The organism is Lentzea sp. NPDC006480 (assembly GCF_040611995.1).
GTDB lineage: Bacteria > Actinomycetota > Actinomycetes > Mycobacteriales > Pseudonocardiaceae > Lentzea.
This window is the reverse complement of record NZ_JBEXPJ010000020.1, coordinates 32,746-58,839: the sequence shown is the minus strand read 5'-3', so window position 1 is coordinate 58,839 and position 26,094 is coordinate 32,746. Positions and strand designations below refer to the sequence as shown.

26 protein-coding genes are annotated in these 26,094 nt (G+C 69.0%); 11 read left to right on the top strand and 15 right to left on the bottom strand.

Annotation, left to right across the window (positions count from 1 at the left end; translation table 11 throughout):
* Window positions 1-13 precede the first annotated feature (13 nt).
* Both ABZX92_RS11195 and ABZX92_RS11190 read left to right on the top strand, forming a co-directional pair.
* Entirely contained in the window at window positions 14-436 is a 423-nt protein-coding gene (locus ABZX92_RS11195; protein WP_355556626.1) for a DUF1203 domain-containing protein, read from the top strand.
* 12 nt (window positions 437-448) lie between these two features.
* The gene (locus ABZX92_RS11190; RefSeq protein WP_355556623.1) at window positions 449-1,534 is read left to right on the top strand and encodes an NADH-quinone oxidoreductase subunit D; all 1,086 of its coding nucleotides are present in this window, start codon (window positions 449-451) and stop codon (window positions 1,532-1,534) included.
* A 144-nt stretch (window positions 1,535-1,678) separates the two neighbouring features.
* Here the strand turns inward: ABZX92_RS11190 and ABZX92_RS11185 are convergent, their stop codons facing one another.
* The 7 genes from ABZX92_RS11185 to ftsH are packed head-to-tail and all read right to left on the bottom strand — an operon-like array spanning window position 1,679 to window position 8,226.
* Complete coding sequence (locus ABZX92_RS11185; protein ID WP_355556620.1) at window positions 1,679-3,208, bottom strand: DUF6779 domain-containing protein; 1,530 nt, start codon at window positions 3,206-3,208, stop codon at window positions 1,679-1,681.
* A gap of 50 nt (window positions 3,209-3,258) precedes the next feature.
* Window positions 3,259-3,711 (bottom strand): DUF3180 domain-containing protein, encoded by a 453-nt coding sequence (locus ABZX92_RS11180; RefSeq protein ID WP_355556617.1) that lies wholly within the window; start codon window positions 3,709-3,711, stop codon window positions 3,259-3,261.
* Window positions 3,708-4,202: a 2-amino-4-hydroxy-6-hydroxymethyldihydropteridine diphosphokinase gene (folK, locus tag ABZX92_RS11175; protein WP_355556614.1), complete on the bottom strand. Its 495-nt coding sequence runs from the start codon at window positions 4,200-4,202 to the stop codon at window positions 3,708-3,710. The genes ABZX92_RS11180 and folK overlap by 4 nt, the downstream gene beginning before the upstream one ends.
* Window positions 4,199-4,588 (bottom strand): dihydroneopterin aldolase, encoded by a 390-nt coding sequence (folB, locus tag ABZX92_RS11170; protein WP_355556611.1) that lies wholly within the window; start codon window positions 4,586-4,588, stop codon window positions 4,199-4,201. The genes folK and folB overlap by 4 nt, the downstream gene beginning before the upstream one ends.
* Window positions 4,581-5,366 carry a dihydropteroate synthase gene (gene folP, locus ABZX92_RS11165; protein WP_355556677.1) on the bottom strand — a complete coding sequence of 262 codons (786 nt, stop codon included), beginning with the start codon at window positions 5,364-5,366 and terminating at the stop codon, window positions 4,581-4,583. The genes folB and folP overlap by 8 nt, the downstream gene beginning before the upstream one ends.
* 32 nt (window positions 5,367-5,398) lie before the next feature.
* On the bottom strand, window positions 5,399-6,046 hold the full coding sequence (folE, locus tag ABZX92_RS11160) for a GTP cyclohydrolase I FolE (protein ID WP_355556608.1): 648 nt from the start codon (window positions 6,044-6,046) through the stop codon (window positions 5,399-5,401).
* Entirely contained in the window at window positions 6,043-8,226 is a 2,184-nt protein-coding gene (ftsH, locus tag ABZX92_RS11155) for an ATP-dependent zinc metalloprotease FtsH (RefSeq protein WP_355556606.1), read from the bottom strand. The genes folE and ftsH overlap by 4 nt, the downstream gene beginning before the upstream one ends.
* A 327-nt stretch (window positions 8,227-8,553) precedes the next feature.
* Between ftsH and ABZX92_RS11150 the strand changes: the two genes are divergently transcribed.
* Window positions 8,554-10,251 (top strand): substrate-binding domain-containing protein, encoded by a 1,698-nt coding sequence (locus ABZX92_RS11150; protein WP_355556603.1) that lies wholly within the window; start codon window positions 8,554-8,556, stop codon window positions 10,249-10,251.
* A 59-nt stretch (window positions 10,252-10,310) separates the two neighbouring features.
* Here ABZX92_RS11150 and hpt read toward each other — a convergent pair whose 3' ends face one another.
* The 4 genes from hpt to dacB are packed head-to-tail and all read right to left on the bottom strand — an operon-like array spanning window position 10,311 to window position 15,511.
* Complete coding sequence (gene hpt, locus ABZX92_RS11145; protein WP_045317223.1) at window positions 10,311-10,859, bottom strand: hypoxanthine phosphoribosyltransferase; 549 nt, start codon at window positions 10,857-10,859, stop codon at window positions 10,311-10,313.
* Window positions 10,860-10,876: 17 nt separating this feature from the next.
* Window positions 10,877-11,788, bottom strand: a complete 912-nt coding sequence (tilS, locus tag ABZX92_RS11140; RefSeq protein ID WP_355556600.1) for a tRNA lysidine(34) synthetase TilS — start codon at window positions 11,786-11,788, stop codon at window positions 10,877-10,879.
* Complete coding sequence (locus ABZX92_RS11135; protein WP_355556597.1) at window positions 11,785-12,828, bottom strand: zinc-dependent metalloprotease; 1,044 nt, start codon at window positions 12,826-12,828, stop codon at window positions 11,785-11,787. The genes tilS and ABZX92_RS11135 overlap by 4 nt, the downstream gene beginning before the upstream one ends.
* Window positions 12,829-12,856: 28 nt before the next feature.
* Window positions 12,857-15,511 carry a D-alanyl-D-alanine carboxypeptidase/D-alanyl-D-alanine-endopeptidase gene (gene dacB / locus ABZX92_RS11130; RefSeq protein ID WP_355556594.1) on the bottom strand — a complete coding sequence of 885 codons (2,655 nt, stop codon included), beginning with the start codon at window positions 15,509-15,511 and terminating at the stop codon, window positions 12,857-12,859.
* Window positions 15,512-15,634: 123 nt separating this feature from the next.
* Here dacB and ABZX92_RS11125 point away from each other — a divergent pair, with 123 nt between their 5' ends.
* Entirely contained in the window at window positions 15,635-16,141 is a 507-nt protein-coding gene (locus tag ABZX92_RS11125; RefSeq protein WP_355556591.1) for an inorganic diphosphatase, read from the top strand.
* A 54-nt stretch (window positions 16,142-16,195) separates the two neighbouring features.
* Here the strand turns inward: ABZX92_RS11125 and ABZX92_RS11120 are convergent, their stop codons facing one another.
* Together ABZX92_RS11120 and ABZX92_RS11115 are read right to left on the bottom strand one after the other, a co-directional pair.
* The gene (locus ABZX92_RS11120) at window positions 16,196-17,779 is read right to left on the bottom strand and encodes an MDR family MFS transporter (RefSeq protein ID WP_355556588.1); all 1,584 of its coding nucleotides are present in this window, start codon (window positions 17,777-17,779) and stop codon (window positions 16,196-16,198) included.
* A 62-nt stretch (window positions 17,780-17,841) separates the two neighbouring features.
* Entirely contained in the window at window positions 17,842-18,357 is a 516-nt protein-coding gene (locus tag ABZX92_RS11115) for a MarR family transcriptional regulator (RefSeq protein WP_355556585.1), read from the bottom strand.
* Between the two features lie 175 nt (window positions 18,358-18,532).
* Between ABZX92_RS11115 and ABZX92_RS11110 the strand changes: the two genes are divergently transcribed.
* From ABZX92_RS11110 to ABZX92_RS11095, 4 genes are all read left to right on the top strand, one after another.
* Window positions 18,533-18,985, top strand: coding sequence for a DUF4442 domain-containing protein (locus tag ABZX92_RS11110; protein ID WP_355556582.1), 453 nt, complete (start codon window positions 18,533-18,535; stop codon window positions 18,983-18,985).
* A gap of 100 nt (window positions 18,986-19,085) precedes the next feature.
* Window positions 19,086-19,805, top strand: coding sequence for an excalibur calcium-binding domain-containing protein (locus ABZX92_RS11105; RefSeq protein WP_355556579.1), 720 nt, complete (start codon window positions 19,086-19,088; stop codon window positions 19,803-19,805).
* A 9-nt stretch (window positions 19,806-19,814) separates the two neighbouring features.
* A complete protein-coding gene (locus ABZX92_RS11100) occupies window positions 19,815-20,546 on the top strand; it encodes an alpha/beta fold hydrolase (protein WP_355556577.1) in 732 nt (243 codons plus the stop codon).
* Complete coding sequence (locus tag ABZX92_RS11095) at window positions 20,543-21,505, top strand: TIGR03617 family F420-dependent LLM class oxidoreductase (protein ID WP_355556574.1); 963 nt, start codon at window positions 20,543-20,545, stop codon at window positions 21,503-21,505. Before ABZX92_RS11100 ends, ABZX92_RS11095 begins: the two co-directional genes overlap by 4 nt.
* Here ABZX92_RS11095 and ABZX92_RS11090 read toward each other — a convergent pair.
* The gene (locus ABZX92_RS11090) at window positions 21,487-21,660 is read right to left on the bottom strand and encodes a hypothetical protein (RefSeq protein ID WP_355556571.1); all 174 of its coding nucleotides are present in this window, start codon (window positions 21,658-21,660) and stop codon (window positions 21,487-21,489) included. The genes ABZX92_RS11095 and ABZX92_RS11090 overlap by 19 nt on opposite strands.
* A 144-nt stretch (window positions 21,661-21,804) precedes the next feature.
* Between ABZX92_RS11090 and ABZX92_RS11085 the strand changes: the two genes are divergently transcribed.
* The 3 genes from ABZX92_RS11085 to dctA all read left to right on the top strand — a co-directional run bounded on the left by ABZX92_RS11085 (window position 21,805) and on the right by dctA (window position 24,489).
* On the top strand, window positions 21,805-22,404 hold the full coding sequence (locus ABZX92_RS11085) for a helix-turn-helix domain-containing protein (RefSeq protein ID WP_355556568.1): 600 nt from the start codon (window positions 21,805-21,807) through the stop codon (window positions 22,402-22,404).
* Window positions 22,401-23,135: an SRPBCC domain-containing protein gene (locus tag ABZX92_RS11080; RefSeq protein WP_355556565.1), complete on the top strand. Its 735-nt coding sequence runs from the start codon at window positions 22,401-22,403 to the stop codon at window positions 23,133-23,135. Before ABZX92_RS11085 ends, ABZX92_RS11080 begins: the two co-directional genes overlap by 4 nt.
* Before the next feature lie 76 nt (window positions 23,136-23,211).
* The gene (dctA, locus tag ABZX92_RS11075) at window positions 23,212-24,489 is read left to right on the top strand and encodes a C4-dicarboxylate transporter DctA (RefSeq protein ID WP_355556562.1); all 1,278 of its coding nucleotides are present in this window, start codon (window positions 23,212-23,214) and stop codon (window positions 24,487-24,489) included.
* Here the strand turns inward: dctA and ABZX92_RS11070 are convergent.
* Entirely contained in the window at window positions 24,486-26,078 is a 1,593-nt protein-coding gene (locus ABZX92_RS11070; RefSeq protein ID WP_355556559.1) for a DUF885 domain-containing protein, read from the bottom strand. The genes dctA and ABZX92_RS11070 overlap by 4 nt on opposite strands.
* Window positions 26,079-26,094 lie beyond the last annotated feature (16 nt).

Below are 26,094 nucleotides of genomic sequence, written 5' to 3'. Positions count from 1 at the left end.
GATCGTTCTTGTCATGCGAATCCACAACGTCTCGCCGTCCGCCTCGTTCTCCGACCCCGGCCGGGAGTACCGCGCCTCCGAACCCGGCGTGCCGCTGCGCTGCTGCCTGCGGAGGTCGCTGCCGGACGAGCCGGTCTGGCTGTTCCGCTACTCGCCCACGTCCGGCAAGGGCCCGTACGAGGAGGTCGGCCCGATCTTCACGCACGTGGAATGCCCCGACACGCCCTCGTTGGACCGCCTGCCCGACGAGCTGCTGGACGAATCCCGGATCCTGCGCTCCTACAACGCGGCAGGCCAGATCAACGACGGCTCGGTCGTCTCGCCCGGCTCGTTCGGGCAGGCCGTCGAGGGGCTGTTCACGGATCCGTCGATCGAGTCGCTGCAGGTCCGCAGTCTCTCGCACGGGTGCTTCCTCTTCGCGGTCACGAGGGCGTGACACCATGCTCGGGTGAGCGAGCAGATCACCGTCGGCGTGGGCGCGGGTGCCCAGTACCTGGGCGTAGACCGCGTGATCGACCTGGGCCCACTGCACCCGTCGGCCCACGGCGCCTACCGCCTGCGCCTGACCGTCACGCCAGACCTGGTGATCACCGCCGCCGAGCCCCTGGTGGGCCACCTGCACCGCGGCGCCGAGAAGCTGTTCGAGGTCCGCGACTACCGCCAGGTCCTGACGCTCGCCAACCGCCACGACTGGCTCTCCGCCTTCTGCAACGAACTGGCCGTCGCCCTGGCCGTGGAACGCATGACGGGCATGGACGTCCCGGCCCGCGCCCAATGGCTGCGCGCCCTGCTGTGCGAGCTCAACCGCCTGATGGCGCACATGGTGTTCCTGACTCCGTTGTGCGCTGAGGCCGCCATCTACCGCGAGGGCGTGCAGTCCCTGATGGAAGAGGCCTCGGGCGGCCGCATCCACTTCATGTTCAACCGGATCGGCGGCCTGCGCGAGGACGTCCCGGCGGGCTGGACCTCCCGAGTCGCCTCATTCCTGTCCACTGTGGACGCATCCTCTCTCGCCATTGATTTCGCTGCTTTGTCAGGCCTCGGCGTGCTGCCGCACGCCGATGCTTTGGCGTACGGCGTGACCGGCCCGATCGGGCGAGCCAGCGGCGTCGACTTCGACCTGCGGCGCGACGATCCGTTGCCCGCCTACAAGTCGTTGTCCTTCACGCCCGTTGTTCGGACAGAGGGCGACGCCGCTGCGCGCGTGCGGTGCCTTCTGTCCGAGGTGCAGCTGTCCGTCACGTTGGCCTCGCAGTGCCTGGACCAGCTGCCATCGGGCCCGGTGAACCTCCGCCTGCCCAAGGCCATCAAGGCACCCGAGGGTTCGGTCTACACCCGCGTCGAGGCACCGCTCGGCACGTCGGGCGTGCACCTGTCGTCGCGCGGTGAGAAGACGCCGTGGCGCCTCAAGCTGCGCACGCCGTCCTTCAACAACGTCCAGGCGCTGTCAGCTTTGTTGCCCGGCACCAAGGTGGACGACCTGCCTGCGGTGCTCAGCTCGTTCGCCGTGATCGTCGGCGACATCGACAAGTAGCAGCACGCGAGTCGTCGCCAGCTCGGTCGTCCCGCCGACGCGGACTTGCCGACCGCAGCCGACGGGTCCCAGGGCGCGTGCACGAGCCGTCGCCAACCAGCCTGGTCACCGACTTCCCGTCACGGGCGCACCACCGACGAGCCGCTACTCGTCCCGCCGGCGCCGACGACGAGGCGCATCGCCACCGCCGAGAGACGCCAGGAGTTCGCTCACCGACTTGCCGTCCGCGTGCGCACCCGACGGGTCCTCGGGCGCGGCACGGCGGCCGGTGGAGACCGCGGGCAGGCGGGTGGAGGAGTCCTCGGCCACTCGGCGGCCGGAAACCGGGGGCTCGTCGGCTGCGGATCGGCGGCCCGTCGGCACCACTGGCAGGCGGGCTGAGGACTGCTCGGCGGCGCGGCGGCCTACTGGGGGGAGCGAGACCAGCGAGTCCTCGGAGGCGCGGCGGGCTCGGGGGGCTTCCTCGCGAGCCGGGGCGTCGTCCGCGCGGCGGCGGCCACTCGACGGCGAGCCGCCGGAGGAAGGCTTCAGGGTTTCCCACGAGCCGCTGTCCTGCTCGGGAGCCGGGCGGTCGTCGGCACGGCGACGGCCGCCGCCGGTGGCCGTGGCGCGGGACTCGGCCAGGGCGGACGGGTCGATCATCTCGGTGCGCTCGGCCACGCGGGAGCGCGGTTCGGGCTTGCGGGTCTCGACCGCCTTGGCGACGGCGGCCGGGGCCTTCGGGGGCTCGGCCGGGCGGGACAAGGCCTCGGTGCGGTTCTGGGGCTGCGGGCGCGGCACGCGTTCGGTGCGGTTGACCTGAGCCTGCACCTGCTGCTGAGGCGGGGCGGGGGGCTTCACCGGCTGCGGCTGGGCGACCTGGGGTGCCACGCCGCCCAGCCGGGCTGCGACGCCGCCGGAGGGGCGCTGCTGGGGGCGGGGCGGTTCCTGCTTCGCGGCTTTCACGGGCTCGCGGCGCACGACGGCCGGCTGCGGGCGGGGCGAGGTGCGGGCCGGCTCCGGGCGCGCGGGCTCCGGGCGCAACGGCTCGCGGCGCGGCGGTTGCATCTTGGCCTCGTGGGCGACGCGCTCGATGAGCTCGGTGCGTTCGGAAGGCTTTTCCACCGAAGAGGAGGTCGTGACCGAGGCGGTGATCGCGGGCTTGGCGTTGATGATGCGGTTCTCGGGCAGCGAGGCCAAGCGCGCGGCGTCGGAGGCCAGGGAGCGCAGGCGGGTGGACTCGGCGCGCAGAGCCACGCGTTCGACCAGCACGTCGCCGCCCAGCAACGCCTGGAGGTTGTCGCGCAACGCGTGCAGGTCGGCGCGCAGGGCCTCGATGTCCGCGCGCGACTCCTCCTCGATCCGCTTGCGGGTCTCGGACTCGATCTCCAGCTCGTACTCGCGGCGGGCGGCTACCTCGCGCTCCAGCTCCAGCTCGTAGACGGACTGGAGGTCGGCCACCTCCTCGTCACGCTCGGTGACCTGTTTGCGGTACTTGGCGGCGAGGAAGGCTCCTACGAGAGCGGCCCACAGCGCGGCCACCACGGCCAGGCGCAGCATGCGGGCGCTGTCGCTCGCAACGAGCACCGCCGCGGCCACCAGGGCGAGCGCCAATGCCGCTACTAACAGCAAACGCCCGGTGCCACGACCGTGATCTTCCTGCTCGTCGTCGGCCGACGCGCCTCGCCCGGTCATGGGCACGAGGGTACCGCGTAGTTATGCGACTGAGACCTACGGCCGGGTATCTAATCCTTCCCGGGAGTCTCCGTCGGCGTCTTGCAACAGTGTTCCAACCAGAGCGCGGCAGCCGTCAAGCCAACCGCCGAAACCATCCCGACAACGGCCGCGAACAGGTCGTTCCCCGCCGCGGCGAACTCGTCGCGCACCGGGATGGTGTAGATCAGCAGACCGGCCCAGGCGCCGAACATCAACGCGCCCAAAACCGAGGAAGCCTTCGCCAGCGCGACCGCACGGGCCGCGGTGAGCGGCTGCACCGGCCGGGCACCCGGCCGCCGCTGGATCCGAGCCCGCAAGGAGAACGCGAGCCAGAGCTCCACCGCCCCGAGGGCGAGCAACGTCGAACCGGACGCACGCGGCAACGGCGGCAGCGAGTCGTACGCGAGCCGGAGCACCAGGTGGGTCAGCAGCCCGGCGATGATCGCGATCGTCGCCAGGTCACGAGGACGGGTGAACCTCACGAGTCCATCCAACCGGAAAGCACGAGATCGTCACGCCGCCGCACACCTTCCGACGACACGGGCAAAGAAGAAACAGGGCCGTGGCCCGGCAACACCGCGTCCGGCTCGACGTCGAGCCACGGGATCAGCACGGTGGCCCTCTCATGGGCCCCAGGATGCGGCAGCAGCAGCTCCGGGTGGTCCGAGGTCACCCCGTCCACCGAAACCACGTCCACGTCCAACGTGCGCGGCCCCCAGCGCTTCTCCCGGACGCGCCCGGCGGCGTTCTCCAGCTCCTGACCGCGCCGCAGCCAGCCCCACTCGTCGACGTCCGGGCCCGACACGATCACCACGGCGTTGAGGAAGTCCGGCTGGTCCTCCACGCCCCACGCGGCAGTTTCGTAGACGGGCGACACCGCGACCACGTAAGGGGAGAGCCCGTCCACCACCGACTGCAGGAACGCGAAGCGGTCACCCAGGTTCGACCCGATCGAGAGAACGGCGCGGCTCACCGGGGTTCCTTCAGCGGCGCCGCCAACCGGCGCGACCGGCGGATCGTCACCGACACGTCGTCGAACGTCAGCGGGATCGGCGCGGACGGCTTGTGCAGCGTCACCTCGACCGCGTGCAGCCGGGTGTCGGTCATCGCCGCGTCGGCGATCCGCCCGGCCACCGTCTCGATGAGGTCGCACGGCTCGCCACCGACGATCGCCGCGGCCATCTCGGCGAGCTCGCCGTAGTGGTAGGTCTCCTTCAAATCGTCGCTGCGAGCAGCCGACGAGAGGTCCAGCCACAGCGTGATGTCGACGACGAACTCCTGGCCGTCGCGCTTCTCGTGCTCGAAAACCCCGTGGTTGCCCCGAACCCGCAGGCCCGTCAACGCGATCCGGTCAGCCATGTCCCCGCCTCCACGCACCGGCGACGGCGACCGCGTCCAAGGTCCGGTCGACGTCGTGCACCCGCACACCCCACGCTCCGTTGAACGCAGCGAGAGCAGACACCGCCGCGGTCGCGTCCTCCCTGCCGTCCGGTGGACGGTTGCCGAGCAACGTGCCGAGGAAGCGTTTGCGCGATGCCCCCACCAGCACCGGGTAGCCCAGCTCGACCAGCTCGTCCAAGCGCTGCAACAACTCCCAGTTGTGGTCGCCGAGCTTCGCGAAACCCAGTCCGGGGTCGAGCACGATGGACGACTCCGCGACACCTGCCGCGACCGCAGCCTCGACGCGCTGCAGCAACTCGTCCCGCACATCCGAAACGACGTCGTCGTACTGCGCCAACGAATCCATCTCCGTGCTGTGCCCACGCCAGTGCATCACCACGTACGGCACACCGGCCGCGGCGACCACGCGGATCATCTCGGGATCCGCCAGCCCACCGGACACGTCGTTCACGATCGACGCGCCCGCCTCCAGCGCGGCCGACGCCACTGCGGCGTGCATCGTGTCCACGCTGACCGGCACACCCTCGGCGACCAGCGACCGGATCACCGGCACGACGCGGGAGATCTCCTCCGCGGCCTCGACACGTTCCGCACCGGGCCTGGTGGACTCGCCACCGACGTCGACCAGGTCGGCGCCGCGCTTGTGCATCTCGACGCCGTGCGCGACCGCGTCGTCCCGGTCCAGGTAGCGGCCGCCGTCGGAGAACGAGTCCGGCGTGACGTTGAGAACGCCCATCACGACGCAACGGCCGGGGCGAGGCAGACCTTTCACCGCAGCCGGCCCCTGATCAGCTCGATCGCCTCCGCCCGCGACGAGGCGGACGTGCGCAGCAACCCGCGCACCGCCGAGGTCGTGGTGCGCGAACCGGGCTTGCGCACACCGCGCATGCCCATGCACAGGTGCTCGGCCTCCATCACGACGATCACGCCGCGCGGCTCCAACCGCCGCACCAGCGCGTCCGCGACCTGGGACGTGAGCCGTTCCTGCACCTGCGGCCGCTTCGAATAAAGATCGACGAGCCGCGCGAGCTTCGACAACCCGGTCACCCGGCCGGCCTCGTTCGGGATGTACCCGACGTGCGCGACGCCGTGGAACGGCAGCAGGTGGTGCTCGCAGAAGCTGAACATCGGGATGTCCGTGACGAGGACGAGTTCCTCGTGGCTCTCGTCGAACGTCTTGGCCAGCACGCTGTCCGGGTCGGTGTAGAGACCCGCGAACAACTCCCGGTAAGCCCTCGCCACCCGAGCGGGCGTCTCTTTCAGGCCCTCGCGCTCCGGATCCTCACCGCACGCGATCAACAACTCGCGCACCGCAGCTTCCGCCCGTGCCTGGTCGAAGACCCGCCGCGCGGAGACGCCGGCCTCCCCGTTGCGGGTGAGACCGGCGTCTGCGCCGAGCTGATGTTGCTCTGTCACTGCCGCTCGTCCTGGTCGGACTGCGGCTTCTTCGGCTCCCAGACGTTGTGCGGCTTACCGCCGGGCACGGTCGCCGGGGTCCATCCGGGCGGGGCGCCGTAGTTCGGCGGACCCGACTGGTTCGGCGCCCCGGAAGGCTGGTGCGCGCCGTTGGTGCCGTTCGACGACGGCAGCTCCTCGGTCGGTGCCGCTGCGGGCTCGACCGCCTCCGGCTCGTCGTCGAGGGCGTCCTCCACGACCGGCGGCCACGGCTCGCCGCGTTCCTTCGCCAGCTCGCCGGGCGTCTTGATCGGCGGGATGTCGGACGGCGTGCGGTCACCGAAGTCGTTGAACTGGGTGATGCGCGGCCGCTTCTCGACGCGGGCGAAGATCCGCTCCAGTTCCTTCTGGTGCAGCGTCTCCTTCTCGATGAGCTCGAGCGTGAGGTCGTCGAGGACGTCGCGGTAGGTGACCAGCACCTCGTACGCCTCCGTGTGCGCCGCCTCGATGAGCTTGCGCACCTCCTCGTCGATCTCGTGCGCGACCTCCAGCGAGTAGTCCGCCTGGCGACCGGCCGAGCGACCGAGGAACGGCTCGCCCTGCTCCTGCCCGTACTTCACCGCACCGAGCTTCGCGCTCATGCCGTACTCGGTGACCATCGCGCGGGCGATCTTGGTCGCCTGCTCGATGTCGTTGGACGCGCCGGTCGTGGGCTCGTGGAAGACGAGCTCCTCGGCCGAGCGGCCACCCAGTGCGAACACCAGTCGCGCGATCATCTCGGACCTGGTCATCAGGTCCTTGTCCTCTTCCGGCACCGAGAGGGTGTGACCACCCGTGCGGCCGCGGGCGAGGATCGTGACCTTGTAGACCGGGTCGATGTCCGGCATCGCCCACGCGGCCAGGGCGTGCCCCGCCTCGTGGTACGCGGTGATCTTCTTCTCCTTCTCGGAGATGATCCGGCTCTTGCGGGCCGGACCGCCGATCACGCGGTCCACCGACTCCTCGAGCGCGGAGCCGTCGATGACGTGGCCGTTCTTGCGCGCGGTGAGCAGCGCGGCCTCGTTGATGACGTTCGCGAGGTCGGCGCCGGAGAACCCGACCGTCCGCTTCGCGAGTCCGTCGAGGTCGGCGTCCGCGGCGAGCGGCTTGCCCTTCGAGTGCACCCGGAGGATCTGCTTGCGGCCCTTCAGGTCCGGTGCGGACACCGGGATCTGGCGGTCGAAGCGGCCGGGACGCAGCAGTGCGGGGTCGAGGATGTCGGGACGGTTCGTCGCCGCGATCAGGATGATCCCGCCGCGCGAGTCGAAGCCGTCCATCTCGACGAGCAGCTGGTTCAGCGTCTGCTCGCGCTCGTCGTGACCACCGCCGAGACCGGCGCCGCGGTGACGACCGACCGCGTCGATCTCGTCGACGAAGATGATGCACGGCGCGTTCTGCTTGGCCTGTTCGAACAGGTCGCGCACACGCGAGGCACCGACACCGACGAACATCTCGACGAAGTCCGAACCGGAGATCGAGTAGAACGGCACGCCCGCCTCACCGGCGACGGCCCTGGCGAGCAGCGTCTTACCGGTTCCCGGCGGGCCGTACAGCAGCACGCCCTTCGGGATCTTCGCGCCGAGAGCCTGGTAGCGGCCGGGGTTCTGGAGGAAGTCCTTGATCTCCTCGAGCTCCTCGACGGCCTCCTCGGCACCGGCGACGTCGGAGAACGTCGTCTTGGGCATGTCCTTGGACAGCTGTTTGGCCTTGGACTTGCCGAAGTTCAGAACGCGGTTACCGCCGCCCTGAGCGTTGTTCATCATCCACATCAGCAGCAGCAACAGCAGGCCGAGCGGCACGAGGTAGATCAAGATCTGCATCAGGATGGACTCCTGGCTGACCTTGGTCTCCACGATCGGCTTGTTGCCGGCCTGGTCGAGGACGTTGAAGATCTCGTCCGTCGAGCTGGCCGGGAACTGCGTGATGAGACGGTTGCTGCCCTCGAAGGTGGTGCCGTCGGTGAGGGTGAGCCGGAGCCGCTGCTCCTTGTCCTCGATCGTGGCTTCCTTGACCTTGCCGTCCCTCACCTGTTGCAGGGCTTGGGACGTCTTGACCGGGTGGTAGCCCCGTGAGTCGTCGAAGAGCACGGTGAAGACGAAGTAGAGCAGCAACACCGCAGCGATCCACAGCAGCGGGTTGCGAAGCAGGCGCTTGCGGTCCATGCACTTACGGCCGGCGGGCGGCCTCGACCCTCCCTGACTTGCGCGTCGGGCAGTGGAAGACCCACATACCGCGTCCGACCAGCCTACCGCTCGCTGGTCAGGTACTGAGCACCCAACGGTCGGGCCTGCCCTGTGGTTCCCGCGGGTGACTCCCACCACGCATGTTCACGCTGTTCGGTTCATCCGGAACAAATACGGCCGTCCGGATGAGTGACGCAGGTCACGCCGTCTCACTACGTTTGGGGGTCACATGTCATCCTCATGCATCCCCCGAGTGTTCCCCCGCCACTCGAAAGAGTGAACACATGACCGAAGGTCAGTAACTGTATGTCAGCACGTCACACGTCCCCCGGTCTGTTCCGGCGGGTGGCCCTCCCCGTGGGCGCCCTGCTCGGAGTGGTCGCGGCGGCGGGCGTCACGGTCGTGGCACTGCGTGTCACCAGCGGCGCCGACTGCTCCGGCGCACTGCCGTTGAAGGTCGCCGTCACACCCGCCGCGTTAGATGTCGTGAACGCGGCAGCGCAGGACTACCAGCGGTCGCAGCCGGTGGTGAACGGCCGGTGCGTCCAGGTCCAGGTCGAGTCGCGCAACGCGGCCGACGTGGCCAACGAGCTCCCGACCGCGCAGATCAACCCCCACTCCCTCTGGATCCCCGACTCCTCGATGTGGGCCGCCGAAGCGCAGCGCCAGGCTGCGGAGACCGGCCCGGAGGCCCCGAAGCTCGACATCAAGCCGTCCCTGGCCACGAGCCCGCTGGTGATGGCCGGCTCGCAACAGGCGATGGGCAAGATCGGCTTCCCGGTCTCCCCCGTCTCCTGGTCCAAGGTCGTCGACCCGCGCGTGCAGATCTCCATGAGCGACCCGACGATGACCTCGGAGGGTCTCGCCGCGCTGTTCGTGATCCGCACCCTGCTCGGCAACGCGGACGGCACCCCCAAGCCGGAGCTGGTCGGCACCCTGCTGCGCGTTGGCCGCAGCGCCGTGCCGTCGGTGCGCGACTCGTTCGGCAAGGTCACGACGGACGCCGAGAAGGCCCCGCTCTTCGCCGCCACCGAACAGTCCGTGGTCGCCAACAACCGCTCCGTCAAGGACAACGCGGTGCTGGGCGCCCCGCCCAAGGAGGGCACGCTCTCCTTCGACTACCCGCTGGTCCGGGTCTCCCGCCCGAACGAGCCGGAGGGCATCGGCGAGGCCGCGTCCCAGTTCGAGAAGACCCTGCGCTCGGCGGAAACGGTGAAGCGCTTCGGCGAGGCCGGCTTCCGCACCGTGCAGGGCGCCGCGCCGGCCAAGTGGTCGACCGACGTCGAGGGCGTGCAGGCAGGCGACGTCAAGCTGATCGAGACCCCGAACGCCGACCAGGTCTCCGAGCTGCTGCGCACGTGGGGCGCGATCAGCCTGGACATGCGCATGCTGACCGTCATCGACGTCTCCGGCTCGATGATCGAGAAGAGCGGCAACGGCAAGACCCGCGTCGAGGCCGCCACCGAGGCGTCCATGACGGCTCTCGGGATGCTGCCGGACACCACGCAGATCGGTCTGTGGGCGTTCTCGACGGACAAGAAGCCGCCGAACGACTGGATCGAGCTCGTCCCGATCGGTCCGCTGGGTGAGCCGCTGGCCGGTGTCACGCGCCGCAAGCGCCTGGAGGCCGGTGCTTCACAGCTGCCCGGGCTCGTCGGCGGCGGTACGGCGTTGAACGACACGACGCTGGCCGCGTATCGGCACGTGCTGTCCGGGTACGACCCGTCGAAGGTCAACTCGGTCGTGTTGATGACGGACGGCCGCAACGACGACGTCTCCTCGATCGACACCGCCGCGTTGATCGAGACGTTGAAGCGGGAGGCGGACCCCGCCCGGCCGGTGCCGATCATCATGGTCGGGCTCGGGGACGAGGTCGACATGGACGCTCTGCGCTCGATCTCCGCTGCCAGTGGCGGTAAGGCGTACCAGGCTCGCAACCCGGAGGACATCCGCGGCGTGCTGCTGGACGCCGTGTCCCAGCGCCGGTGCCGTCCGACCTGCTGACCAAATGATGAACGGCGCTTTTGTTCACCTGAGGTGGACAAAAGCGCCGTTCATCATTTTCAGCTGGAGTAGACCTTCGGGTCCAGCGTGCCGATGTAGGGCAGGTCGCGGTAGCGCTCGGCGTAGTCGAGGCCGTACCCGACCACGAACTCGTTCGGGATGTCGAAGCCGACGTACTTCACCGGCACCTCGACCTTCACCGCGTCGGGCTTGCGCAGCAGCGTGCACACCTCGAGCGACCTGGGCTTGCGCGACTGCAGGTTCTTCAGCAGCCACGAGAGCGTCAGTCCGGAGTCGATGATGTCCTCGACGATCACGACGTTGCGGTCGGCAATGTCGCGGTCCAGGTCCTTCAGGATCCGCACCACGCCCGAGGAGGACGTGGAAGATCCATAGGACGAAACGGCCATGAACTCCAGCTGCACCGGAACGGGCAGCGCACGTGCGAGATCGGCCATGAACATCACGGCGCCCTTGAGGACGGTGATGAGCACGAGGTCGGAGTCACCTTCTGGGTGATCATCCGCGACCTGCTTGGCGAGTTCGGTGACCTTGTCGCTGATCTCCTGCTCGGTGATGAGCACGGATGCGATGTCGCCGTCGTACACGGACAGGTCCCCTCTGCTTAAGACTCTGGTTCAACAGCGAGCCTGCCATGCGCGCGCCGCACGACAAAGCCACCTGGTAGCCAGACACCGCCCTGACCGCGCCATTCACTCACCAGTGCGTCAACGCGGCGCAGGTGTGAATCGGACAGTTCCGGCACTCCGGAGTCGATGAGCCACGTCCTGAGCACTCTGCGTCGAAGTGCGACGGGCAACTCGGCGATGTCGTCCACCGCACAGCAGTCGCCGCTGAACGCCGAAGCCAGCGAGTCGAGTGCGTCACAGTCCTCCCGAAGCTGGGCCGCCGTGCGTGCCAACGACGACGCGACGCCGCCCTGCAGCACGTCCTCCAGCAACGGCAGCACCTCGGCACGCAGCCGCACGCGCGTGAACGACGGGTCGAGGTTGTGCGGGTCGTCCCACACCTCGATGCCCTGCTCCGCGCAGAAAGCCCTCGTAGCGGCCCGGGAAACGCCGAGCAGCGGCCGTCCCCACGGCGGGTCGTGGGCACGCATCCCCGCGATCGACCGCGGACCGGACCCGCGGCCCAGCCCCAGGAGCACCGTCTCGGCCTGGTCGTCGAGCGTGTGGCCGAGCAGCACGACACCGGAAGCAGGCCTCAGCGCGGCATAGCGGGCCTTGCGAGCCGCCGCCTCGGGACCGCCCGGCCCAGTCACCTCAACGGTCTCCACGCGCGCCACGAGACCGAACGAGGCGCACTGCCCGGCCGCGCGCAACGCCACCTCGGCCGAGCCCGGCTGCAGCTGGTGATCGACGACAACGGCCGAAGCACCGGGCACGAGCTGGCCGGCGCAGTACGCCAGCGCCAAGGAGTCGGCGCCGCCGGAGACCGCGACCGTCACGGCTTCCGGACGCACCTCGTCCAGGAACCGGCGAACCGCGCCGCGAACCTCGGCGACCGGACCGTTCACGGGGCCACGCGACGCAGCCAGGTCATCGGCTCGGTGATCTCGGCGCGGGTCGGCAGCGTCTCGGCGGAGGTCCAGATCGCGTTGAACCCGTCCATGCCGACGCGTTCGACGACGTACTCGGTGAACGCGGCGCCTTCCTCGTACTGGCGCACCTTCGCGTCCACGCCGAGCGCGGTGCGCAGGATCCGGTCGAGCAGGCCGCCACCCTTGCGGCGAGCGCTGAAGCGGGTGCGGATCGTCGACACGGACGGCACGACCGTGGGTCCGACCGCGTCCATCACGTGGTCCGCGTGGCCTTCGAGCAAAGTGGACAGTGCGATCAGCCGGTCCAGCACGGCTTTCTGCTGCGGCGACTGGATGAGCTCGATCAGGCCGATCGGGCCGTCGCCGGCGCGCAGCTTGTGCCGGAAGTCGCGGATGACCTCGGGCAGCGGCGCCCTGTCGTCGTCCATTGTGGAGAGAAGCGTGGTGACCTGGTCGGAGAAGTACTTGCGCAGCCACGGCACGCCGGTGAACTGCAGGCGGTGCGTGCACTCGTGCAGGCACACCCACATGCTGAAGTCGTCCGCCGGCACGTCCAGGGCCTGTTGCGCGCCAACGATGTTCGGCGCGACGAGCAGCAGGCGTCCGGCCAGCTGGTCGTTGGGGCTGAACGGGTCGTACTGGCCGAGCACGCGCGAGGACAGGAACGCCATCACAACGCCCGCCTGCACGCCGGCGGTGCCCGCGAGGATGCTCGCCATCGCACCGGCCTGACGCGGCATCGCGGGTCCGGTCAACGCCGCCAGCCCCTGCGCGGCCGCCCGCACCCACGCGGGACGGTCGACGACCTCACCCGGCAGCAGCGGCAGGCCCTGGCCGAGCCCGGTCAGCTCGCGGACGTGCACCTCGGCCTGGGGCGCGAGGTCGCGAAGTCTGCCGACGACGTGGTCGGCCTCGTCCTTCCCGATCACCGGACCTGGTCTCACGAGCCGCACCGCGGTCGAAACCGCCAGCTCCCAGTCCACCGGGCCGAGCTCTGCCTCCGTCGCGCCGTTCACGCTTCCGACGCTACCTGCGCCCGGCCCGCTACGAACAGCCACAACCCCGCAACGCAGCGGCCATCACGTCCAGCGCGGGCCGGACCGCGGTCAGCGGGTCGCCGTTGCTCGCCGACATGAACGCGAACACCAGCACTCGCCCGTCCACGTCGACGACCACGCCCGCGAGCGCGTTGACGCCGGTGAGCGTGCCGGTCTTGGCCCGCACCCAGCCCCTGCCGGCGGCAGCGTTGCCGTTGTAGCGCTCGGCCAGGGTGCCGCTGCCACCCGCCACCGGCAGTGCCGTCAGCAACGGCCGCAGCTTGGCCGTGCGCGGGTCGTCCAGCGTCGGCTTGGCCGCGGTGGCCAGCACGTCGGTGAGCAGCTTGGCCGGGATCTTGTTCGTGGCACTCAGACCGCTGCCGTCGACGAAGTTCGCGCCGGTGAGGTCGAACCCGTTCTTGGTGAGGACGTCCCGCACGGCCTTGACCCCGCCCGCGAACGACGGCTCGTTGCCGGACTTGATCGCGATCTCGCGCGCGACCGCCTCGGTGAGGACGTTGTCCGAGATCTGCATCATGTTGTCGACGAGCTGCTCGATCGGCGCCGACTTGATCTCGCCGAGCACCTGCGCGCCCTGGGGAGCCGTGCCCGCGGTGGCGCCGGGAGCCCCGATGCGCTGCGCGAACGCGTCCGCGGCCGACTGGGCGGGACTGCCGGTGCGGGCCGCCACGTCCTTCTTCGGGTCGAGCCGGCCGCCGTCGAGCATGAACGGCACGATCGGCGCGACCGAACCGCCCGCGATGTCCGCGCTCTCCCACTGCGGGCCGAGCGCCTCGCCCGTGTAGCGACTGAGGTCGAACTGGACCTTGGTGACCGCGCCCTTCTGCTTGACCTGGTTGACCAGGTCGTCGAGCGTCGCGGCGCCGGGGTAGACGGAGCTGCCGGGCGTGCCGGAGATCGTCGGGTCGCCACCGCCGACGATCACCACGGTGCCGGGTTCCGCGCCCTGGACGACCTTCGTGGACAGCTGCTCCGTCTTGTCCAGGCTGAGCAACGCCGCCGCGGCCGTGAGGATCTTGAGGCTCGACGCCGGGGTCGCGGCCGTGGTGTCGCCCTGCTGCCACAACGCGGTGCCGCTGGCCGGGTCGATGACGCTGCCGGTCAGGGTGCCGAGCGCCGCGTTGCCCGCGGGGCCGGTGAGCGCGGCCTTCACGCCTTGCGGGGACGGGGTCGGTGCGCCTGCCGTGGCCGCTTTGACCAGCGGCTGCACCTGGGCGGGTGGCGCCGGCGGCTTGGTCTCGATCGCCGTGGGGCCGCCGAACTCGTTGACCGCGTAGATGGTGGCGCCGGCGAGCGCGGCGACGACCAGCAGGCCGAGCACGACCGCGAGGGGCTTGCGGCCCTTCTTGGGCTCGTCGGAGGTGCTCAGCCGGTCTTCCGGCTCTTCCTCGTAGCCGGAGACGGGGAGGGTCTCGCGGAGAGGCTTTTCCTGGCGCTGGGTCTGCTCGGGGACGGAAACCGGCCGCTGGGGCTGGTCGAAGCGCGAGGGATCTTGGCGCGAGGGATCTTGGCGCGAGGGATCTTGGCGCGAGGGTTCCTGGCGCGAGGGTTCCTGGCGCGACGGGTCCTGGCGCGACGGGTCCTGGCGCAGAGACTCGGCGCGCTGGGGTTCTTGGCGCGACGGTTCGGGGCGCGAGGGCTCCTGGCGCGGGGGTTCCGGGCGCTGCAGCTGGTCAACGCGCAACATCTCAGTGCGCTCCGACCCGGTGCGCTGCGAATCCGTGCGCAGAGACTCGGCACGCTGAGGTTCTTGGCGCGACGATCCGAGGCGCGACGGCTCCTGGCGCAGGGGTTCCGGGCGTTGCAGCTGGTCAACGCGCAACATCTCGGTGCGCTGAGACTGAGAGCGCTGCGAATCCGTGCGCTGTGACTCGGAGCGCTGTGACTCGGAGCGTTGCGAATCGGAGCGCTGCGAGTCCGTGCGCTGCGAGTCCGCACGCTGCGACTCGGGGCGCTGCGACTCGGGGCGCTGCGGTTCCGTGCGCTGGGGCTCGGTGCGCTGCGAGTCCTGGCGAGCAGATCCATCGAGTTTGACCGGCTGGTCGAACCACGACTTGTCCATCGGCAGCTGGTCGACCCGAGCCGTCTTGGCGTTCGGGGCCATGCTCGCGCGGGGGTCCCCTCCCTGGGGTCCCCCGTTTTCAATTTTGCCAGGCGGCACCGACAGTTCTGTCGTCTTCTGGTCCGGCCTGTGGACAACTTCGGGCTTGGCCGCTGGTTTGGCCACCACGCGGGTCTGGTCGCTCTTCGGCTCGACCACCGGCGCGGCCTTGCCCTGCTCCCCAGGCGCGATCCGCATCGGCGCCGCACGCGGAGGTTCGGCGGGTTGGCCACCGTCCGGCCCAACCTGCCCGTGAGACTTCCCACCCGAAGATCCACCGGCAGAACCGGGAGCACCGCCGGAACCGGCCAAAGGCACACCCGTGCCACCAGCCGCGGCACCAGCATCGTTCGGGGCGGAACGAACTGGGGACGAGCGCGGGGGCTCCGGTGTGGACGGTGGCGTCAGCACCGCCGCGACGGGGAACCGCATGGTCGGCTGGTCCACTGACGGGCGCTTGACCTGCACCGTTGGCTCGGCGAGCGGCTCGTCCAGGTCCGCGTCGTCATCGTCGGTCGGCCACTGGGGCTCGTCCGGCAAGAGGGCCTCCGTCAGCTCGGTACGGGCAATCTCACACCCTCCAGCCGCCGCTCCGATGAGGGTTGACAGGGCGTCGTGGTCCACACTAGTGGCGTCACGAATGGGCTACATGAGCGAGGACCAGTGGAGTTCGACGTCCTGATCGAGATCCCCAAGGGCGTGCGCAACAAGTACGAGGTGGACCACAAGAGTGGCCGCATCCGCCTCGACCGCACGTTGTTCACGTCGACGCAGTACCCGGCCGACTACGGGTTCATCGAGAACACCCTGGGTGAGGACGGCGACCCGCTGGACGCCCTCGTCCTCGTCCAGGAACCGACGTTCCCCGGCTGCCTGATCGCGGCCCGCGCCATCGGCATGTTCCGCATGACCGACGAGAAGGGTGGCGACGACAAGGTTCTCTGCGTCCCCGCCCACGACCCGCGGCACGAGCACCTGCGGGACATCCACCACCTGGCGGAGTTCGACCGCCTGGAGATCCAGCACTTCTTCGAGGTCTACAAGGACCTGGAGCCCGGCAAGAGCGTCGAGGGCGCGTCCTGGGTGGGCCGCACCGAGGCCGAGGCCGAGATCGAGCGCTCCTACCAGCGCTTGAAGGACGCCGAGGCACGCGGCGAGACCTTCCACTGAGCGCACGCGAAAGGGCCGTCCCCCGCGAGGAGGACGGCCCTTTTCGTTTGCCCGTTAGTGGATCGCGACGGCCTCGGCGTCCGCGACCCGCTCCAGACCCGACCTGGTCGACAGCGGCTTCTCGCGCAGGAACCACACGAGGACGAACGCCGCGATCATCACGATCCCGCCGGTCATGAAGACCGTGTCGATCGCGCTGGAGAACCCGTCGAGGAACGGCTTGGCCAGCACCGGGTCGAGGTGGTTGAGGAACTCGGTGTTGTTGATGTCCACACCGGCCCCGCCACCGCTCTGCAGCGCCTTGGCGAACTCCGGGTTGTGGCCCAGCGCGACCTTGAACGCCTCGGTCTGCATCGCGGCCTTGAGGCCCTCCGCGATCTTGTCACCGACCGTGCTGAACAGGATCGACAGGAACACCGCGGTACCGACGGTGCCACCGATCTGGCGGAAGAACGTCGCCGAAGCGGTCGCCACGCCCATGTCCCGCGGCTCGGCGTCGTTCTGGATCGCCAGCAGCAGCGTCTGCATGCACTGGCCGAGGCCGGCGCCCATGACGAACATGTAGATCATGACCTGCCAGTTCGGCGTGGTCGTGCCGATGGTGCTGAGCAGGATCAGCGCGACCGACATCAGACCGGCGCCGATGATCGGGAAGATCTTGTAGCGCCCGGTCTTCGACGTGACGCGGCCCGCGATCGCCGTGGCGGACATGATGCCGAACGTCATCGGCAGCAGCATCAGGCCGGAGACCGTCGGGGTCACGCCCTTCACGATCTGCAGGTACAGCGGGATGGAGACCATGCCGCCGAACATGCCGATGCCGAGCACGAAGTTGATCGTGTTGCCCAGCGCGAACGTGTGGTTGCGGAACATCCGCATCGGCAGCATCGCCTCGTCGCCCATGCGGATCTCGGCCCACACGAACGCCAGCAGACCGATCACACCGGTCACGTACATCGCGATCGACGTACCGGACGCCCAACCCCACTCGCGGCCCTGTTCGGCCACGATCAGCAGCGGCACCAGGCCGACGGTCAGCGTGAGCGCGCCCAGGTAGTCGATGCGGTGGTCGACCCGCTGGTGCGGGATGTTCAGCACGCGGCCGACGACGAACAGCGCGAGCAGCGCGATCGGCACGTTGACCAGGAACACCCAGCGCCACCCGGTGATGCCGGCGAACGAGGTCAGACCCGCGAACACACCGCCGATGACCGGCCCGAGCACGCTCGCCGAACCGAACACGGCCATGAAGTAAGCCGAGTACTTGCTGCGCTCACGCGGCGAGATGATGTCCGCCATGATCGCGAACGCCAGCGACATCAGACCGCCGGCGCCGAGACCCTGCACCGCGCGGAACGCGGCCAGCTCGTACATCGACGTCGCGATGCCCGAGAGCAGCGAACCCGCGAGGAACAGCGAGATCGCGGCGAGGTACATCGGCTTGCGCCCGTAGATGTCCGACAGCTTGCCGTACAACGGCGTCGTGATGGTCGCCGTGATCAGGTAGGCGGTGGTCGCCCACGCCTGGAGCGTCTGGCCGTGCAGCTGGTCGGCGATGGTCTTCATCGCGCTGGCGACGATCATCTGGTCCAGCGCGGCGAGGAACATGCCCAGCAGCAGGCCGGACAGCACCGTCATGATCTGGCGGTGAGTCAGGGAGACGCCCGGTGTGGGTGTCGCCTCGGTTGTTGATGACATCTCTACTTTTCCCCTCCTGCGCGGGTCCCCGTCCCGCGTTCGGTCATAAGCGCCGGAATCGTGCGCTCGTAGTCCTGGACAAAGCGTTCGAACAGGTCCGCGAAGCCCTTGAAGTCCTCGTCGGGCCAGTCCGCGAACACCTGCTCGATCGCGTTGTTGCGCTGCCGGCGTCGCTCGATGAGCAACTGGCGCCCCGCTTCGGTGACCGCCAGCACGCTGGCCCGGCCGTCCGCCGGATCGGCGCGCCGCTCCACAAGTCCGTCCTTCACCAGCCCGGCCACCTGCCTGCTGACCGTGGACGGGTCGGACAGAACAGCCTCCGCCAAACCGCTCGAACGGCACTCACCGAGTCCGGAGAGCGTCGCGAGCAGCACGAAGGCGGACTTGTCCATGCCCTGCTTGGCCATCTGATGAGCGACCTGGGCGTGCATCTTGTTCAGTCGCACCATGGCCATGCCCACTCGATCCGCGAGCTCGTGCTCGGGATCGACGGCCATGCACCTGCCCGGATCGACCATCTGACACCTCGTTGCTTGTATCACCCAACTAGTTGCTCGCTACAAGCATCCATCCCGGTCGACCAGATTGCAAGTGAGTTTCAGGTCTCACTCCACAGTGGAGCGGCACAGCAGCGCAGAGTGGTGGTTACCGACGGGTAGCAGCGCGGGTTACTCGCCGGTAGCATCCGGTCCCATGAGCCAAGATGTGTCGTTCCTCGCCGACGCCATGAAGCAGGCCGTGCCGTACGTGAAGACCACCGGCATCGAGTTCGAGGAGGTCTCGCCCTCCCGCATCGTCGCCTCGCTGCCGGACAACCCGTCGTTGCACAACCACATCGGCGGGCCGCACGCCGCGATGATGTTCGGTCTCGGCGAGTCCGCGTCCGGAGCTGTCGTCATGGCCGCGTTCGCCGCACACCTGGGCAAGGCGACGCCGCTCGCGGTCCGCGCGGAGATCTCCTACAAGAAGATCGCAATGGGTGTGGTGCGCGCCGAGGCCGTTCTCGGCCGTCCCGCCGACGAGGTTCTCGCCGAACTGGAGGCCGGTACGCGCCCCGAATTCCCGGTGAATATCATGATCACCGACGCCGACGGCGTGACCACCTGCGAGATGACCGTCGTCTGGACTTTGAAGCCCGCCCGCTGAACTGGGCATCTCCGTATTTCAGTTCGGACTACCGGTGAACCGATCCGCGCCAAATACGTAACCTTGGCCGCTCCCCGAATGCGTAGCACCATTCGGATTCATGTCGGGGTGGAGAACTCTGGGCGGCGGCGTCCTGCTGGTCGTGCTCACCGCTGGGTGCAGCGCACAGACACAGCAGTCGACGCCCGTCGCGGTCGAGAAACCGGTCGAGGACGTGCCCGTGACGACGTCCGCGTCGGTGCCACCTGCCCAGCTGGGCATCACGGTGGCGTCGATCGTGGACGGTCGTGCGGTGATGCTGTCCGATGGCTCGAAAGCCGAGGTCGCCGGCCTGGCTCAGCCGGGACCGTGCTGGGCGGAGGCCGCGACCAGCTTCGCCAAGGCCATGCTGCTGAACCAGCAGGTGCGCTACGACCGGACCACGGGTGCGCTGAGCCTCGCGGACGGCACCGACTACACGTTGCTCGCGCTGGGCAACGGCGCGGGCCGGACCACCGGAACCCCGACGGCGGCACAGCGCGAAGCAGAAGGCGCCGCGCAGGGAGTGCCGATGGGCCTGTGGGGCACGCCGTGCGGCGGCAAGGACACCACCGAGACGCCGCCTCCCCCGCCGCCGCCACCCGCACCCGTGCCCAAGCCGACCACGGCGAAGCCGACCACACCCCCGAAGCCCAAGCCGGTCTTCTTCGCCACCTGCGACGACGCCCGGCGTGCCGGTGCGGCACCGCTCTACTGGGGTCAGCCGGGCTACCGCGTCGAACTCGACGACAACCGGAACGGAATCGCCTGCGAGTCCAGGTACAGCACCGGTTATCGCTAGCCTCGGATCATGCGACTGCACGTTCACCAGTGGGGCACGGGTCCGCGTGTGGTGCTGGTGCACGGCGGTGTGCTCGGCGGCCGCGAAACCTGGCGCGCCCAACGGCCTCTGACCGAGCGGTGGACGCTGGTCGCCCCTGATCGGCCTGGCCACGGGCAGTCGCCACCCGCGCGGCAGGACTTCGAGCCGGAAGCGGCGCTCATCGCCGACCAGTTGCTCGACGAGCCGAGCCACCTCGTCGGGTTGTCGTACGGCGCGATCGTGTCGATGTACGCCGCCGCGCTGCGACCGGAGAACGTGCGGTCGTTGACGATCCTCGAACCTCCGTCCGCCGGTGTGGCGCGCGGAGTCCCGGTCGTGGACGCGTTCGGGGCCGCCACGCGCGGGTTGATCGAGGCCGAGCTGGACCCCGTGGAAGCGCTGCGGCGCTTCTTCCCCATCGCGGGCGTGCCGATCGAGGTCCCCGACCAGCCGCACGAGACGCTGGTCAAGGGCATGCGCCAACTCCTGGACGCACGGCCTCCGGACGAAGCCGAGCCGCCACTGGCAGCGTTGCGCGAGGCCGGGTTCCCGATCCTCGTCGTCTCCGGTGGCCACAGCGAGGCGAACGAGATCATCTGCGACACCATCGCGCGCGAGACCGGTGGGCAACGAGCGGTGTGCCGCGGACGCGACCACCTGGTGCCGGAAGCTCCTGAGTTCAACGCGCTGCTGGAGAGTTTTCTAACCTCAACGGCATGAAGCTGGACAGGAGTGCCGTCGACTACACGCCCGGCAACGTCGGGGCCATCGCGAAGCAGGCCGAGGACCGGGGCTACGACGGGTTCTGGCTCGCCGAGACCAAGCACGACCCGTTCCTGGCGCTGAGCGGAGCCGCCGCGGCGACCGAGCGGATCGAGCTCGGCACGGCGATCGCGGTGGCGTTCGCGCGCAACCCGATGACGATCGCGACCACGGCGAACGACCTGCAGCTGCTGTCTCAGGGCCGGTTCAACCTCGGCCTCGGCTCGCAGATCGAAGCCCACATCACCAAGCGGTTCTCCATGCCGTGGAGCAAGCCCGCGGCCCGCATGCGCGAGTTCGTGCTGGCGATCAAGGCGATCTGGCACGCGCGGGAGACCGGCGAGCGGCTGGCGTTCCGCGGCGAGTTCTACAAGCACACGCTGATGACGCCGTTCTTCGATCCCGGCCCGAACCCGCACGGCACCGCGCCGATCTACCTCGCTGGCGTCGGCGAGTTGATGACCGAGGTGGCGGGCGAGGTCGCGGACGGCTTCCTGTGCCACAACTTCACGACCGAGCGGTACCTGCGCGAGGTGACGCTGCCGGCGCTCGAACGCGGCCGGGCCAAGGCGGGCAAGACGTTGGAGGGCTTCGAAATCAGCGGGCCCGTGTTCGCGGCTTCCACGGACGAGGAGATCGCCGACGTCAAGCGGCAGATCGCGTTCTACGGATCGACGCCCGCGTACAAGCCGGTGCTGGACCTGCACGGCTGGGGCGAGCTGCACGAGGAGCTGCACCGGATGTCCCGGCGGCAGCAGTGGGCGGAGATGAGCGAGCTGATCAGCGACGACGTGCTGCGCGAGTTCGCGGTGGTCGGGCCTGCCGACACCCTCACGGCCGCGTTGCTCGATCGGTACGGCGACGTCGTCACGAGGATCTCGCCCTCGGCGAACGTTCTTCAGCGCCCGGAGAAGTGACTGAGGCCCTGCCGTGCCAGCTCGGCGTGGAAAGCGTCGAGCTCGGCGCGCACTCTGGCGACGCCCCTCTTGCGGATCCACCTGCGTCTGCCCACGTTGGCGGCGGTCAGGGCGAACGGCAGCGCCAGCACGGTCAGGATCAGCATCGTGATCATCTTGTCTCCTCAGGGGTTGCGAACAAGCAACGACCAATCGAGACACCGCTTACGGTAGCGGGTCCAAAGCCACCCAGGTGGAGCAAAGTCACCGACAGCAACCCAGTTCTTGACTAATTTTGTTTTCGGTGCGACGGTGGAGCCATGTTCGAAGTGGCGGTGATCGAGGACCCGGCTGCGGCCGAGGTGTCGCTGGATCCGGTGCGGGCGCGGTTGCTCGCGGAGCTGGCAGAGCCGGGATCGGCGACGATGCTCGCCGCGAAGGTCGGCCTGCCCAGGCAGAAGGTGAACTACCACCTCCGCACGCTGGAGCAGCACGGTCTGGTGGAGCTCGTCGAGGAACGGCGCAAGGGCAACGTCAACGAGCGCCTGATGCAGGCGACGGCGGCGTCCTACGTGATCTCACCGACGGCGCTCGCGGCCGTGCAGCCGGATCCCGCGCGGTCGCCCGACCGGTTGTCCGCGCGATGGCTGCTGGCGGTCTCGGCGAGGCTGGTGCGCGACGTGGGCACGTTGATCACGGGCGCGACCAGAGCGAACAAGCGGCTCGCGACGTTCGCACTGGACGGCGAGATCAGGTTCGCTTCCGCCGCAGACCGCGCGGCGTTCGCCGAGGAGCTCGCCTCGTGCGTGACGCAGCTCGTCTCGAAGTACCACGACGAACAGGCCGAAGGAGGGCGTGCGCACCGAGTCGTCGTCGCCCTGCACCCCAGTGTCGTTGCTGCCAAGGAGGACGAGTCGTGAGCCGCGAGTTCGAGATCAAGAAGGAAGTCGAGGTCGAGGGGACCCCGGAGCAGGTCTGGGACGCGATCGCGACCGGGCCGGGCATCGACTCGTGGTTCATGGGCCCGCACACGGTCGACGGACGGCTCGGCGGCCGCATGACGCTCGACCTGGGCTTCTTCCAGGAAGCGTCGACGATCACCGTCTGGGAGCCGGGCAAGCACCTCGCGTATGAGAGCGACAAGGGCGAGGACGGCACGGTCCACGCGATGGAGTACCTGATCGAGGCGCGTGACGGCGGCTCGACCGTGCTCCGGTTCGTGCACAGCGGCATCCTCGGCGACGGCTGGGGCGACGAGTACCTCGACCAGACCTCGTACGGCTGGGACATGTACCTCTCCACACTGGGCCAGTACGTCAAGCACTTCAGCGGCCGTCACGGCACGTACGTGTTCGCCCAGGCGCCCCAGGAGCAGCCCGACGACGCGTGGGCACGGCTGCTCGCGGCGCTCGGCGTGCCTGCCGACCCCGAGATCGGCGACGAGGTCACGCTGGAGCCCTTCGGCATCACCGGGGTCGTCGACTTCGCCTACGACCTGCCGGGGGTGTTCCTCAGCGTGCGCGGAACCGATGGCCTGTACCGGTTCCACGGCACCCGCGCCGTCGGGCACCACCTGTTCGGCGACGCGACCGGGCAGAGCGAGAAGTGGACCGCGTTCCTGGCCCAGGCGCTGTCAGCCGACCCGAAGTAGTTCCGGTTCCACCTGCCGCGCGGGCGTAACACTCAGGGCACTCCATCGCTCACAAATGAGATTTAGCTTCCGGGATGTGAAAACTCGGTCGCTCTTCGTTCAGCTTCTCGTCGCGGTCGTCGCCGGAGTGCTGGTGGGCCACTTCTTCCGGGCTCTCGGCGCCGACCTGAAACCGATCGGCGACGGCTTCATCAAGCTGATCAAGATGGTGATCGCGCCACTGATCTTCTGCGTGGTGGCCACGGGCATCGCGAAGGTCGGTGACCTGCGCGCGGTCGGCCGCATCGGGGCGAAGGCGCTGATCTACTTCGAGGTGGTGTCGACGGCCGCGCTCGCGTTCGGGCTGCTGGTCGGCAACGTCGTGCGACCGGGTGCCGGGATGAACGTCGACCCGTCCACTCTGGACGCCTCCGCGGTCGAGACGAAGACGCAGGGTGGTCACCTCCCGGGCGTGGTCCAGTTCCTGCTGGACCTCATCCCTTCCAGCGTCGTGGACGCGTTGGCGCGCAACGCATTGCTTCAGGTCCTGCTGTTCGCGGTGCTGTTCGGTTGCGCGCTGGCCCAGCTCGGCGAGCGCGCGACGCCCGTCGTGGACCTCTTGGAACGCGTCAACCTGGCGTTCTTCACCGTGCTCGGTTACGTGATGAAGCTGGCGCCGCTCGGAGCGTTCGGCGCGATGGCCTTCCTCGTCGGCCAGTACGGCCTGGGCTCGTTGCGGACGTATCTGTGGCTGATCCTGTCGGCGTACGGCGCGGCGCTGTTGTTCTGCGCGTTGCTCGGGGTGATCGCCTGGACGTTCGCGCGGGTGAACCTGCTGCGGTTCGTGCGTTATGCGCGCGAGGAGTTCCTGCTTGCTCTGGGCACCGCGTCGTCGGAGGCCGTGCTGCCGCGGATGATGGTGAAGCTGCAGCGCGCTGGGTGCGCGCCCGCGTCGGTCGGCCTGGTGCTGCCGACCGGGTACTCGTTCAACCTGGACGGTGCCTCGATCTACCTGTCGCTGGCCGTGGTGTTCCTGGCCCAGGCGTTGAACGTGCCGTTGGATCTCGGTGACCAACTGGTCGTCGTGCTGGTGCTCGTGCTGACCTCGAAGGGCATGGCCGGCGTGCCCGGCTCGGCATTCCTGGCGCTGTCGGCCACGGTCGCCGCGGTCGGCTCGATCCCGGCCGCGGCGGTCGCTCTGCTGCTCGGTGCGGACCGGATCATGGACTCGATGCGCGTCTTCACCAACCTTCTCGGCAACTGCGTGGCCACGTTCGTCGTGTCGCGCTGGGAGGGGATGCTCGATGTGGAGGCGATGAGGTCAGCCCTCGGCGAGCCGGTCCGTGACGACCTGGTCGAGCAGCGCGAGGGTTAGCCGTCCTTTCCGGGCACGGCGAGCCACTCGTCGACGACCTCGTCGAGCAGCTTGAGCGTGAGCCTGCCCTGGCTGAGCACGACCTCGTGGAAGTCCCGGACGTCCCGGCCCTGCGCTTCGGCCTTCTTGCGCAGCTCCTGGAACTTGAGGCGTCCCACCATGTACGCGAGCGCCTGACCCGGTTCGCCGAGGTATCTGTCCACTTCGGACTCGATCTGCATGAGCGCCATCGGGGTGTTCTCCACGAGGAAGTCGATGGCCTGCTGTCGGCTCCAGCCCTTGGCGTGCAGGCCGGTGTCGACGACGAGCCGTCCCGCGCGCATGGCGTCCATCGTGAGCATGCCCAGCCTGGACTCGTCGTTGCTGTACAGGCCCATCTCGTCCGCGAGCCGTTCGCAGTAGAGCGCCCAGCCCTCACCGAAGACGCTGATCGGGGCCTTGCGACGGACCACAGGCAGGTCCTTGAGCAGCGCCGCCTTGGAGTACTCGAAGTGATGCCCCGGCACGGCCTCGTGGTACGCCGTGGCCTCGTCCTCGATCTTGAGGCGGTGCTGGGGTTCCTTGGTGTTGACGAAGTACGTGCCGGGCCGGCTGCCGTCCTCCGAGGCTCCGAAGTAGTGCGGCGGCACGTGCGCGGGCACCGACGGCGGGGCTTCCTCGATCGCGCACTTCTGGTGCGGCATCGTGCGGAACCACTGAGGCGCAACGGCTTCGGCCTTCGCGACGGCGGTTCGCGCGGCTTTGAGCATCTCGTCGCCGCTGCTGTGCCGGAACTCGACGTCGTTGCGGATGCGGTCGAACACGTCGTCGCCGTACTGGGCGAACTCGCGCTTGAGGTCCTCGATGAGCCTGAGTCCGGTGGCGTGCAACTCTTCCGGGTCGAGGTCCTCGGTCGTGTGCTCGCGAACCGCCGTCCGGTAGATCTCGTCGCCGCCGGGCAGCCAGCACAGGCCGCAGTGCTCGGTGTCGCGTCCGAGTGGCAACGCTTCGTTCTGCAGGAAAGCGCGGTAGTTCTCGATGGCGGGCTTGAGGTGTGCATCGATCACTTCGCGCGCGCCGTCCACAACGTCGAACGCGTCGAGGTTCTCAAGATGGCCGTCCATCAGCTCAATTGCCTGCTCCACCAGGTGTTTCACCGGCGTGAGGCCGCTAGCGAACCCCGTGCGATGCCGCTCGATCATCGTGCCGAAGAACCCGTCGAGCCCGCGCAACCGTTGCAGGTACCCGGCTTTCTGCTCCTCGGTGGCGACCGGCACGCGCGGCAGGAAGGCGAGCGTGCCGGGGATCGCCCCGCGGAGGTTGCCGCTGATGCCGAACTCGATCTGCCGCGCGTCGATCTGGCTGGACTGCGTGCGCACCTCGTGCAGCACGATCCCGAGCGTGAGGCGCTCGGACAGATCCGCGGGCTGAATCCGTTGCGCCACTTGCGCGATGGCTTGCAGCCTGGTGGCGTACTGCCGTTCGGCCTCCTCGCTGTGGTCGACGAGCGAGGCGTTGTCGAGGTCGAAGCCCATCAGGCTGGCGTCGAGCGGGTAGCGGTCGAGAATGGTGTCGAAGAGGCGGTCGGCGAGCGCGTTGACTTCGGACATCTGTCCCCCAGAGTTA

Coding starts and splice junctions, on each gene's coding strand:
- ABZX92_RS11195 (WP_355556626.1), top strand. CDS start 14: ATGCGAATCCACAACGTCTCGCCGTCCGCCTCGTTCTCCGACCCCGGC.
- ABZX92_RS11185 (WP_355556620.1), bottom strand. CDS start 3,208: ATGACCGGGCGAGGCGCGTCGGCCGACGACGAGCAGGAAGATCACGGT.
- folB (WP_355556611.1), bottom strand. CDS start 4,588: ATGGCTGACCGGATCGCGTTGACGGGCCTGCGGGTTCGGGGCAACCAC.
- folP (WP_355556677.1), bottom strand. CDS start 5,366: ATGGGCGTTCTCAACGTCACGCCGGACTCGTTCTCCGACGGCGGCCGC.
- ftsH (WP_355556606.1), bottom strand. CDS start 8,226: ATGGACCGCAAGCGCCTGCTTCGCAACCCGCTGCTGTGGATCGCTGCG.
- ABZX92_RS11150 (WP_355556603.1), top strand. CDS start 8,554: ATGTCAGCACGTCACACGTCCCCCGGTCTGTTCCGGCGGGTGGCCCTC.
- ABZX92_RS11120 (WP_355556588.1), bottom strand. CDS start 17,779: ATGACGGTGCTGTCCGGCCTGCTGCTGGGCATGTTCCTCGCCGCGCTG.
- ABZX92_RS11115 (WP_355556585.1), bottom strand. CDS start 18,357: ATGGTCGATCCGGGCAGGTGCATGGCCGTCGATCCCGAGCACGAGCTC.
- ABZX92_RS11110 (WP_355556582.1), top strand. CDS start 18,533: ATGAGCCAAGATGTGTCGTTCCTCGCCGACGCCATGAAGCAGGCCGTG.
- ABZX92_RS11105 (WP_355556579.1), top strand. CDS start 19,086: ATGTCGGGGTGGAGAACTCTGGGCGGCGGCGTCCTGCTGGTCGTGCTC.
- ABZX92_RS11100 (WP_355556577.1), top strand. CDS start 19,815: ATGCGACTGCACGTTCACCAGTGGGGCACGGGTCCGCGTGTGGTGCTG.
- ABZX92_RS11095 (WP_355556574.1), top strand. CDS start 20,543: ATGAAGCTGGACAGGAGTGCCGTCGACTACACGCCCGGCAACGTCGGG.
- ABZX92_RS11090 (WP_355556571.1), bottom strand. CDS start 21,660: ATGATCACGATGCTGATCCTGACCGTGCTGGCGCTGCCGTTCGCCCTG.
- ABZX92_RS11085 (WP_355556568.1), top strand. CDS start 21,805: ATGTTCGAAGTGGCGGTGATCGAGGACCCGGCTGCGGCCGAGGTGTCG.
- ABZX92_RS11070 (WP_355556559.1), bottom strand. CDS start 26,078: ATGTCCGAAGTCAACGCGCTCGCCGACCGCCTCTTCGACACCATTCTC.